Source organism: Sphingobacterium sp. xlx-96, assembly GCF_011007365.1.
GTDB classification, from domain to species: Bacteria; Bacteroidota; Bacteroidia; order Sphingobacteriales; family Sphingobacteriaceae; genus Sphingobacterium; species Sphingobacterium luzhongxinii.
Map to the genome: position 1 here is coordinate 181803 of NZ_WFKM01000003.1, position 12311 is coordinate 194113.

The following is a 12311-nucleotide window of genomic DNA, read 5'->3' on the forward strand; positions in this document are numbered from 1 at the left end:
AACAAAGCCATAAATAAAAAAGGGGCAATATTTTAAATATTTAGGGGTAAAATCATAAATTTGAACCGCTAGACAACCAAAAACCGACATGAGCAGCCCCAAATTTCAAATACTCCTTTTTATATTTAGCTTCTTTGCATATCTAGAATGCAATTGTCAGGAAATAAATTTTGAATCTCTTACGGAAGAAAATGTGTTTGACAAGCAACCCGTATTGTCTATAAGCCAAGATTCAGAAGGCAGACTTTGGTTTGCCGGCCAAAACAATATTTTCAACTACAATTCCAGACAAATTCAAAACCTCGTGGATAGCGATTCAACTTTCGGTGGTTTAGGCTATATCACCAAAATAGCTATTAATGATAATGATAATCTATTTATAGCCTCATCTACTCATTTATTCATCTTCGATATACACAATAGAAAGTGGGTTCTTGATAAAGATCGTCCTTTCAAAAAAGGTCTCGTTGTTTATAATTTTCTAAAGGCAGATAGTAGGTTTTTCATATGCGCCGAAGACGGACTCTACGAAGCGAACCCTAACAGTGGGTCCTTTACGTTAGACAAAATCCTTTCCAGAAACAAAGTACAAGCCATAGTAAAAATAAACAATGAGCAATATGTTATTTCCAGTGACTACGGGGTTGAATTAGTGGCATTAAAAGGAAAAACTGTAGTATTTACCAAAAATCTAGAAATTCCGATTAAATCAAGCTTGGACAACGTTATTCCTTCACTTTTCTTCGAACACTCCTCTTTATGGGTGGCAACCAAGTTCAATGGACTATTCCACTACAATTTCGCTAATAATGAATGGAAAGATTATAATGATAAAAACAGTAATATTCTAAGTAACAATGTTCGAGTTATTACCCGGGACCCAACGGGTAGATTACTCGTGGGCACGCTAAAAGGATTATCCATTTTATCTGACAATCAACGGCTCTTTTATAATTATAAACACAATGCCCTGACCAAACAATCATTAAGTCAAAATTCTATTTATGATATCTTTGTAGATAATCAGCAAATTGTATGGTTAGGCACCTATTTTGGTGGGCTTAATGCCATCTACCCCAACTTTATTAATTTTCGTACCACCTCCACGAAATCACCTGCACCTTTCCGACTGAACAGTGATATTATCAGTGACATGGTCGAAACACACGAAAACTATTGGATAGCTTCAGAGGAAGAAGGTATTAATTTAGTAGATAAAACCACAGGTGAAGCTGCTTCGCTGCCAAAACTCACCCAATCAAACTTAGTTAAGGATCTCTACATCAGAAATAACAAAGTATACATAGCCCAATATGCCGGCGGGTATTCTATTTTCGATCTCACCCATAAAAAAAGTACTCATTTTAACCTTGGAGGAAATGAAAAACAGCTAAAGAATAATGTATTTAGCATCTACGTCGACAGTGCGGAAAACATTTTCTTAGGAACTAATGCGGGCCTTTATTATAAAGGTAGGAAAAACGAATTAGTTCTTATCAAAGGATTACCTCAGGTCGTAATTCATAGTCTTAAAGAAGACAGAAAGCATAATCTGTATGCATTATCCGAGGAAAAATTGTTCAAAAAATCTGTAGGCACCATGTTATTTAAAGAAGTAGCCATACCTGCCGATTTACCCGTAAACGGATTCTTTATAGATAATAATAATGAGCTATGGTTTACCTCTCGTCAAACCATTTACAAAATAAACGATCGGGGTCAGCTGATGCTTATAGCAGAGTTCAAAAACAATACGTTAGGATGGCCTATAATAGTGGATAATATCCTGTGGGTGACCAGTAAAAGCGGATTGATTTACTACGATCTAAACACGAAATACAGTAACTTATATAATCAATACGATGGCCTGCCTGGTAAAAACCTACAAAATGCCAAACTTTTCCTAAGCGAAAGCGGTTCTATATTTCTAATCACCTTAAACGGTCTAACCTCTTTTAATCCCAGAAAAATATCTTTAAATAAACAGATACCCTCTATTATTCTTGGAAATATAAAAATCAACGATAAACTTTTATCCTTTGACCGTCTAGTCAGCCAACAAAACGAAAACTCTTATACCTTATCCCTAAACCACGATGAAAACTTCTTAGCAGTAGATTTTGCCAGTTCTAATTTTATTAAGTCGAAAAAAAACAGGTACAGATATAAACTGGAGGGATTTGATAAGGAATGGATAGAAGTTGAACAACCATCAATCCGATACACCAATATACCGGAAGGCGAGTATAAATTATTATTACAGGTTAGCAATAACGATCTCGTATGGAGTACAACTCCCCTACAGATTAAGCTCGTCGTATTACCACCTATTTGGAAGACTTGGTGGGCGTATTTGTTATACGCTATTATAATAGCCGGTATCTTACATTTCAGCATCACTATAATAGTTGAAAGACAGTTATTATTAAGTGCAGAAAAAGAGCAGAGTAAAAAAATTAAATTCTTTACACAAATCTCCCATGAGATCAGAACACCATTAACTTTAATTACCATTCCTATTGAAGAAATCATAAAATCAACAGAAGAAATCCCTACTGTCCAATTCAAAGCAATAAGACTCAAGAAAAATGCGGATAAGCTTTTACACATCGTCAATGAGCTTTTAGACTTTAAAAAATTTGACGATGGAAAGGAAACTATCCACTTAAAGTCAGTTTCGCTTAAACCTTATCTAGAAGACGTTTTTTATTTATTTTCGGACTTGGCTCTATCCAAAAAGCTTAACTATTATATCAAATCCATTGAGGGAGATCATTTAATATTTGTTGATACCAGTCAATTTGATAAAGCTATATTTAATCTTCTATCCAATGCGATTAAATACTGTAATGTCGGAGGCTCCGTTTTCATGGAAATACATTCGTCTTTTTCCGAAACCACCATACGTATCGCAGACAATGGGATAGGAGTTTCTGAAAACAATCAGTTTCAGATTTTTGAAGAATACTACCGTGCACCCAATGCCAATGATAATATAGGTACTGGTATTGGCCTCGCATTAACAAAAAAAATCGTTGAAGAGCATAAGGGAACAATAAAATGTAAAACCGAAACAATCGATAATCAACAGTTTACTGTTTTCACGTTAACTCTCCCAAGTATACCGAACGTGGAAAGTGAAAACATCCTAAACCAAGAGGCTAAAGACACCGTACAGATCTCAACAGCTTTTACAAAACATACAAAAAATGAGACTCTTCTTCTTATTGAAGACAATGTAGAGTTGGCAGATACGATACAAAAAATATTCATTGAGCACTATAAGGTCTTCGTTGCCTATAACGGAGAGGAAGGTTTGGAACAAGCTCTTCAAATTATTCCCGACATTATCATATCCGATGTAATGATGCCTCGTATGAATGGATTAGAAATGTGTAAAAAAATCAAATCCAATATACTGACATCTCATATCCCTTTAATACTACTTACTGCAGATACAAGTGAGTTGTCTCAAGTCAGCGGGTTACAGTACGGAGCAAATGTCTATCTATCCAAACCATTCAATCCCCAGCTACTACTATTAACCGTAAGAAATTTATTAGAAATAGCCTCGAAAAAGCGGGAGGAGTTTAAAATAGAAAACCCACATGAGCTATCAGCATTAGATCATGATTTTATCTCAACACTTGAAAGTATTATAAATACGAATTTAATAAATGGAAATTTTGGTGTGGATTTGCTTGCTAGGGAGTTAGGTATGAGTCAACCTGTATTGTACAAAAAACTGAAATCCATCACTAACCTTTCTGTAAACAATTTCATAAAACAATATCGCTTTATGAAAGCTATTGAACTACTCCGGTTTGAAAAAAACATTAGTCAGGTAGCTTATGCTGTAGGCTTTTCGGACAGAAAATATTTTAGTAAAGAATTTAAAAAGCACTTTGGTAAAAACCCTTCCGAATTTCTGAAAGATGAAAATCTGGAAGGGTAAAGTTATACTATATTAATAATTCACATAGTGATCCTTAGGAAAAGGATCTCCGTTCCAAATTTTTTGTGTCGTCCACCTTTCGGGATTAGTCGTCCAGAATTCATCATCGGAAGAAAGTCCCAATGGCATAAAAGCCAAAGAAGCAATATACAAAGATCCCGAGTTATTATAATAGTCCGCCATACTTGTTTGCTTATCCCCCACGACCCCCATCGTCATCCAACCAGACTCACTAATGGTATTATCTACAAAAGTATTTCTAAATACTGCAGTGAGCGCTGCCCTAGCCTGACCTTTAGTAATACCCTGCGGTAACTTATTATCTAATATCGTTGCAGCTAATGGCTGAAATACCGCAGTTCTGTAGGTTGATGAACGGCCGACAACCAAGGGGTAACCTTCCGGAGAAATCATACGTTCTAAATGTTGAACATAACGCTGCATGCGCTTATAGGCACGATTATACATCTCTATATATTTCGTATTGCCCTTCATCCCGTGAAACAATGATTCCACCTGCATATTATGAATGACATAGCCATTATAATGGTCAAAATGAAATTTTGGTCCATCACTATACCAACCATCGCCAACGTACCATTCTTTATCAAATTTTTCCACCGCATAGTCGATTCGCTCGCGGAGACATTCCTCACCGATACTGTGTAGAAAAGTCTCCGTTACCGCCGAAAATAACAACCAGTTATTTTCATTTGGCTTAAATCTTCGCTGCAGTTTAAACTCTTCCACAACTTGCTTTTTTGTCAATTCGGGTAATGGTTCCCATAAAGCAGCAGGAGCACGCAAAAACGCCATTGCCAAAAATGCGGTATCTACTACCGTCTGATTGGCAGCCCCTCGCCAAACAAAATAATCAGGAGATTCGGGATCTACACCATGTTGCACCCCCAACAAAGCTTGTTCCCTAAATTTTTTACGTAATTTACCTTCTTCTGTATGATCATCGGGCAATGCTAACCAGGGAGCCATCCCAGACAACAACCTTGCAAAAGCCTCCAGATAGCCTAAATTTGGATCCCGATTACCATAAGAAGGGCTCACTTGCATAGGCATATTCTTACAAAACTCTTGCTTACTTATATTCTCCAATATTGGAGTTGCTATTTTTGTTAGTACAGACACCCAGTACGCTCTATCATCCACCTTAGATTTAACTAAGACGTTCTCTTCTTCTAAATCCTTATTATCCTTTGCAAAAACACCTCCTATCATTCCAAAAAAGGATCCTAAAGCCACCCCTTTTAATAAAGATCTTCTTTTCATATTTCTAATTATTTTTTATAATCGATATTGATGTAATCTCAGAGTCCATCGATTTAGTATACAATATTTAATTTGAGATGTGAACGATAGCTCCTTGAGATAGCCATAAATTAATATGACCGCTGCTCTTACTAACGATTCTCCCCTCACCCTGAATCTTTATTTTCACATCTTTTATATCATGCTTCAAACTAATACTTCCGGAATGTTGGCTTTTCACCCTGATACCAACAGTCTCACTATCTTTCCGTTGTGCAGAAATAAGGAAAGCACCGTCTGTGAGAAAATTCGTAAATGACACATTCTTCCACGAATCCGGTACAGCAGGAAAAACACGAACAGAACCATTCCAATACTGAAGCACCATTTCATTAATACTAGCCATTGCTGCCAAGGGGGTCTCTATTACCGGACCTGTTTCTGCATACAAAGTATTAGGCTTAATATATTTTCCGAGTAGTACTTGCAATGCTTCAAGAGAACGATTTCCTTTTCCCATCATAGCATACATTGATGCTACACCAGAAAAAGAATACCCTTGTAAGAAATCCTTTTTACTTTGCCAATGCGCAATGGATTTCAAGATAATATCTCGATTTTCAATCTGATCCCAATTAACATCGTAAAACGGATAAATCATCATCAAATGTGAATAATGTCGATGTGATTCCGCATAAGGCAAATCTTTTGCAATCATAAAGCCATTTGAATCTTTCGGATAATCCCGTAAATTATTCAAAATATCTACCCATTCCAAATACTGGCTATCCTCACCAACTTGCTCATTATCCAGAGCAATTAGTGTTTTTAGTCCCCATCTTAAAATAGACAAATCATAATTCGTGTCGTAAGCATAACCTTTAGAATATTCCGGAGAATACGTACGTACTGCTATATGATACTTACCTCTTTCATCCTTATCTAAAAGATGAATATAATAATTGACCGCACGCTTTAACAGGGAAAACAATCGGTCATAAGCTGTCGTGTCCATAGAATATCTGTAATATTGATAATAACTATGTAGCATCCATGTCAGATTTCCTAATTCCTTCTCACCATCACTCCAATTTTTTCCGTTAGCACCCTTTTGCAAATAAATTGGACTAATCATATCAGGCGCTGAAGTCCTTCCAATACCTGCACTATTGTACCTATACTGTTCGGGGACATTATTAATCAAATTATCGACGTTCTGATCGATCATATTTATTAATGATGATGTGATCTCTAGGTGATTGGCCGTAAAAGTTGGTGAGTAAGTAAGCTGTATGTTCAAGTTATGCCAATAAGCGGGCCAAGGTGTATTAGCAGGCCAAGGCCCTTGGAGATCGATAGCCGGCTTATCCGAACGAGTAGCGCAGCCTAGTTTGTACAGCTGCATATTATAAAACTGTTGCAACTGTTCGTCCGGTAGTATTAGATTCGACCGCTCATAATATTTTTCCCACCATTTTCTATGTGAATCGATACTCTTTTCTAACGAACTCCTATCGAACAGACTCACTTTCTGGATAGCTTCCTTGATATAGCTATCCGAAGATTGCGAATATGATACTGTCACTAGATACACATCCTTATCTGTTAATTCGATCTTTTTATAAGCTGTAGCATATCCACCTCCTGCTAGCAGAGGCTGTACTGATACCTTGATCACACCATCTTCAACGGTATAAGGTAGAGGATTTTCGGGATAATAATCCGGCTTTTGCGCATGTCCAAAATTCATACGTGTACTTCGCGCCTTCTCGGATATCCACTTCATTTGAGGCGAATCGTCTTTCCCCTTAGAAATCTCAATATAGATAATATTTTGCTCGGCAAAGCTAATCGTACGAATTCGTGCCACTCCTTTATTGGTGGAATAATAGCCATAGGACTCACCACGATGATAATCCATCTCTCCCCACGACTTCTGTATTCCATCGGGAAAGATCAACTCAAAATGCCCTATTAATAACCGTGCCTTATCAAATAAAGCAGATGCCGAATTGGCCCTATGATCATACACATCAGTACGTCCGATATCGATTCTGGCCGAACTATCTCCTTTCATGTAAGTCATTGTCCCTAACAAACCGTTGCCCGTAAACGTCCCTTGGTACACACTACGACCCAACGCCTCTAGCTTGAATACAGGGTATTTATCGGCCTTAGATTCAACAGAGAAGAATAGAAACCAAATAGAAATTAAAATGTAGAACCTCATTCCCCCCTACAATTCTTTAATCATAGGTTGTCCTTCTAACAATCTCTTGTAGCGTATCAATGCCTCAACATAATAGTAATCGGCGTAAGTCAACGGAACATCTACTTCCGAGTTAAACAACAATGCGCCGACACTATGTTTAAGTATATACCCTCCATTTTCTCCGTAACTTGCCTTATAAGGATTCTGAGACAGATTTTGAAGAATCTTTTCAGCTTTTGAAAAATAAAAGGTCTTTCTTTTACCCGAAACATATTGAGATAGCTCCAACAATGCGGAAGCGTACAATGCTGCTGCCGAAACATCCTTCAAATTTCGCTGTGTGTACATTTTACTATTTGTAGGTACTTGATCTTTATCAAAATCCCAATAAGGGATCAAATCATCGGGTAGGTTAGGGTGCTTTAAAATATAGTCCGCGATATTTTCAGCCTGCTTCAGGTAAGCTTTTTTCTTAGTCTCTCTATACATCATGGTATAACCATACAATCCCCAAGCTTGACCTCTTGCCCATGAAGAGGCGTCATTGGCGCCTTGGTGTGTCTTCTTTGCGACTACTTTGCCTGTATTTTTGTCATAATCCACTACGTGGTAAGAGCTGTAGTCCTTTCGAAAATGATTTTTGAGGGTCGTATTAGCATGTTGTATAGCGATATCTTTATACTTCGTATCACCGGTAATTTTTGAAAGTTGCGTTAAAAACTCCAAATTCATCATATTATCAATGATAACGGCATAGTTCCAGTCTCCCCAACTCCAAGATTTGATTGCCTTCGTCGTATCGCTATAACGAGAAGCTAAAGACTCGACTCCAGTCACTAATACCTCTTTATACGCCGAGTCACCAGTTAGGCGAAGCGCGTTCCCAAAGCTACAGAAAAGCATAAATCCAAGATCATGCGTACTCCTATTGTATTTTTCTTTCTCTAAATAGATTAATTTGTCTTTCGCTTCTCCCAATAGCTCAGTATCTCCTGTTCCTTCATATAGATACAATAGCGTACCAGGATAAAAGCCAGAACACCACCACCCCGAGTTTGAAAATTTCTGCGCCCCCTTCTCAAAAGTCTGCGGGAACTTTTCTTTGGGCGTTTCCTCAGCTAGAAGTTTGATTTGTTTAGTTGCGTCAAAAAGCTCTTTATTTATATATTTTAAATCCAAGGAAGTTTTTTGAGCAAAAACTCCTCCAACTGAAAGCACACCTTGTAAAAGCAAAAGAGAGCCTAAACGTTTAAAAATTTTCATATAATAACTAAAAGGTTTATATACAAGAATACCACTTATAAACTGACAAATGGACAATTAACTACGCTAACGTTTGCGCTAAACACAAAAAAGCACGTTATCAAAAGAAAACATGCTTTTTCACTAGATCAAGGGTATTAATATTGCCCCGTATTCAACATAACTAAAGTACAAGCCTCGACCACTTCTATTCCACGTTCTTTTAGCTTTTCAGCCAATTCTGAATTTTCAGCACCTGGATTAAAAATCACCCGATGTGGATTTGTGTTTAATATATAGTCATAATAAGGCTCCTGATTCTTAGGGCCAACATACATTGTTATAGTATCAATATCGGTATGTACTATCTCCGCAGGTTCGATTGCTACTCCTGCCACGTTTCCATTTTTTCGGCCAACATTCACAATTGGATATCCCTTTCTGACTAACTTATTTGCAACCAGATAAGAATAACGAGCAGAGTTGGTACTAGCACCTAAAATCAGGGTCTTTTTCATATGTCTATAATTTACTTAGTGATTCGCCAGTTGACGGATCGATTTATCTTTTACGGATAATTAAATTGTCCTCACTCTTCGGGATGGAACACTCATGCTTCTTTCTGTATAACTAAACATGATTATTTCATGTAGGTGTTTTTAATGTTCTACGAAACCTCCGTTTGCATCATAAGCATTTTGTCTCAAAATAGGCATTTCCAAGATTTTATACAACCCATCCAAATTATTTAAACTCCCATTAACCAAATTTGACAATAATACGATAGTTATATCATTGGTAAGATCACGGACATAGAGGTTTTTAAATCCATGCCACCAACCCGTATGATACGCTATTTTAGCACCATTCGACGAAAAGGTTCGCCAACCATACCCATAACTGAACACCCCTCTTTTGGCATCTGAGCGGGATACATAAGCCGAATCTAGCAATGCCTTACCCAACAAGCGTCCTTCCTTAAGCGCAAGGTCTAACAAATACATATCCTGTACTGTGCTGTAAATACCCTTGTCGCCTAAAGGTCCATCAAGATAGTCCTGCACAACAGATCTCCTCCATACTCTATCATGTCCTATCACATCTGTTGGAATTTTGTCATACTTAACGCGTGATAAAGCCGCTGTATTCTTCATTCCCGCAGGCTTAAACACATGTTCATCCATATAAATCGCAAAATCCTGTCCAGACACCTTTTCAACGATAGCCCCCAAAACCATATAATTAGAATTATTATAATGAAAGCGACCATCAGGCATTCCGTAACGTGTTGGCTTATGTTCTATCATAAGGTTTATCGCGTCCATATTTGACATTCCTTTTTTTCGATCAGGCCAAATCTTATCTACAAAGTATACATAATTAGGCAGTCCCGAACGATGGGTCAACAATTGTCTCACAGTAACTCCCTCATAAGGGAATCCTGGGAAAAAGTCACCAACTAGTTGATCCAGTTTCAATTTACCAGCTTCAACCAATTGCAATATTGCTAACCCTGTCATTGGTTTTGAGACAGAGGCCAATTCAAATTTTGAGGTAATTTTTAAACTATCTTTATGTAAATAATCAGCCCAACCAAATGAATTTTGATATAAAATCTTACCTTTCTTCGCAACAAGCACATTACCATTGAAACCTGAATTACGATGAAGTTTCTTCATAAAAGCATCGATATTTAAATCAGCTTTACTAGGATCATATAAAAGAGCTATGCTATCAAGCTCATATTGTTTTCGTTGGACTTCTTGCTGCTTTTGCTCTGCACTGGAACAAGAAAAAAGGGTAATTAAGAATACGATATTTAGTAACTGGAACAAGACAAATCTCACGGGTAATTCATTTATTAACACGAAAATAAATATAGGTAAATAAGCAGTAAAAGCCAATATACTAGCAAAAAAAAGGCGTAAAAACGGGATAAAAAAAAGAAGGTATCTAAAAAGATACCTTCTTCATATAAACCGAATAGTTTATTAATGTATTTTAATTATGCCAATAAACGAATTGGAGCTTCTAGCAAACCTTTTAAAGTTTGTAAAAACTGAGCACCAGTTGCTCCATCAACAACGCGGTGATCGCAACCTAACGTTAATTTCATGATATTACCTGGCACGACAGCTCCATTTTTGACTACAGGAACCTGTTGGATAGCTCCTACAGACAAAATAGCTCCATCAGGGGAGTTGATGATAGATGTAAACTCATCTATGCCAAACATACCTAAATTAGATACCGTGAATGTTGATCCCTCCCAATCTGCAGGTTGAAGTTTTTTTGATTTTGCTTTTCCTGCAAAATCTTTAACCTCAGCAGATATATGCGATAGTGTCTTTCCATCGGCAAATCGAACAACCGGCACCAATAAACCATCTTCGACAGCCATTGCAACACCTATATTCGTATGCTCGTTAAATCTGATTTTATCACCTTGCCATGATGAATTCACAGCGGGATGTTGCTTTAAGGCAGCCGCCACAGCTTTGATAACCATATCATTAAAAGAAACCTTCACAGGAGCCACTTCATTTATCTGTGCACGTGCAGTCATAGCATTATCCATATCTATACTTACAGTCAAATAAAAATGAGGGGCGGTAAACAATGATTCTCCTAAACGACGAGCAATCGTCTTACGCATTTGGGATACATTCACCTCTGTATACCTTTCTTCGCCAATAAATTGAGGCAATGAAACGTTTTTAGTCTCTGTTGCAGGTATAGCAGTTGTAGATCTAGCAGCTGGAACAAAGCTCTCAACGTCTTTCTTTACAATACGACCACCGTCAGCAGAACCTTTAATATCATTCAAGTTAATTCCTTTTTCTTTAGCAATCTTACGGGCCAAAGGAGAAGCTTTCACTCTAGAGTCATCGTTGGCTGAAGTTGCAGCACGCGTTGAAGCTGGAGTTACGGCCTCTACTGTTGTAGAAGCTGTCTCTGCTTTGGTTTCAGATTTTGATACCGTTGGTTTTTGATTCAGAAGAGGAGTCACATCCGTACCAGCAGGACCAACAATAGCAATAATATCATTTACTTTAGCCGCTTGGCCTGCCTCCAATCCTACATACAATAATGTACCTTCAGCATAAGCGGTAACTTCCATTGTCGCTTTATCTGTCTCTACATCGGCTATAGCATCATCCGATTTGATCGTATCTCCAACTTTAAAGTTCCATTGAGCGATTACACCTTCAGTCATTGTATCACTCAAAAGAGGCATTGTTATTACAGTACAACCTAAATCTTCAGCAGTAACTGTCTCTTCAGGAGACACTTGATTAGAAGTCGCTTCAACTTTCACCTCTGTTTCTTCTTTTTTCGTTTCAGGAGCCGAAGCAGCACCGTCTAATAGTGCTTTATAGTCCTCACCTTCTTCGCCCAAGATTGCAATCACAGCATCGATAGCTACAGCATCACCTTCTTTAGGACCTATGTATAGTAAAGTTCCTTCTTGATAGGACTCAAAGTCCATTGTCGCTTTATCTGTCTCAATCTCTGCAACAAGATCTCCAGCATTTACTTTGTCACCAACTTTTTTGTGCCATTTGGCGATCACCCCTTCTGTCATGGTGTCACTCATTTTCGGCATTTTTACTACTTCAGCCATGTATTATAGTAAAT

The 12311-nt window shown here is 37.6% G+C and carries 7 protein-coding genes; 1 reads left to right on the top strand and 6 read right to left on the bottom strand.

Going from position 1 to position 12311, the window contains the following annotated elements; translation table 11 throughout:
- Window positions 1–88 precede the first annotated feature (88 nt).
- The gene (locus G7B20_RS06440; protein WP_164109426.1) at window positions 89–3955 is read left to right on the top strand and encodes a hybrid sensor histidine kinase/response regulator transcription factor; all 3867 of its coding nucleotides are present in this window, start codon (window positions 89–91) and stop codon (window positions 3953–3955) included.
- Between the two features lie 12 nt (window positions 3956–3967).
- Here G7B20_RS06440 and G7B20_RS06445 read toward each other — a convergent pair whose 3' ends face one another.
- From G7B20_RS06445 to G7B20_RS06470, 6 genes are all read right to left on the bottom strand, one after another.
- On the bottom strand, window positions 3968–5239 hold the full coding sequence (locus G7B20_RS06445) for a DUF2264 domain-containing protein (protein WP_240452821.1): 1272 nt from the start codon (window positions 5237–5239) through the stop codon (window positions 3968–3970).
- Window positions 5240–5306: 67 nt separating this feature from the next.
- Window positions 5307–7448 (bottom strand): glycosyl hydrolase family 95 catalytic domain-containing protein, encoded by a 2142-nt coding sequence (locus tag G7B20_RS06450; protein WP_164109427.1) that lies wholly within the window; start codon window positions 7446–7448, stop codon window positions 5307–5309.
- A gap of 6 nt (window positions 7449–7454) precedes the next feature.
- On the bottom strand, window positions 7455–8693 hold the full coding sequence (locus G7B20_RS06455) for a glycoside hydrolase family 88 protein (protein WP_164109429.1): 1239 nt from the start codon (window positions 8691–8693) through the stop codon (window positions 7455–7457).
- A 137-nt stretch (window positions 8694–8830) separates the two neighbouring features.
- Window positions 8831–9190: a CoA-binding protein gene (locus tag G7B20_RS06460; RefSeq protein WP_164109431.1), complete on the bottom strand. Its 360-nt coding sequence runs from the start codon at window positions 9188–9190 to the stop codon at window positions 8831–8833.
- 141 nt (window positions 9191–9331) lie between these two features.
- Window positions 9332–10351 (bottom strand): serine hydrolase domain-containing protein, encoded by a 1020-nt coding sequence (locus tag G7B20_RS06465; RefSeq protein ID WP_317164270.1) that lies wholly within the window; start codon window positions 10349–10351, stop codon window positions 9332–9334.
- Window positions 10352–10677: 326 nt separating this feature from the next.
- The gene (locus G7B20_RS06470; protein ID WP_164109435.1) at window positions 10678–12297 is read right to left on the bottom strand and encodes a pyruvate dehydrogenase complex dihydrolipoamide acetyltransferase; all 1620 of its coding nucleotides are present in this window, start codon (window positions 12295–12297) and stop codon (window positions 10678–10680) included.
- Window positions 12298–12311: the final 14 nt, after the last annotated feature.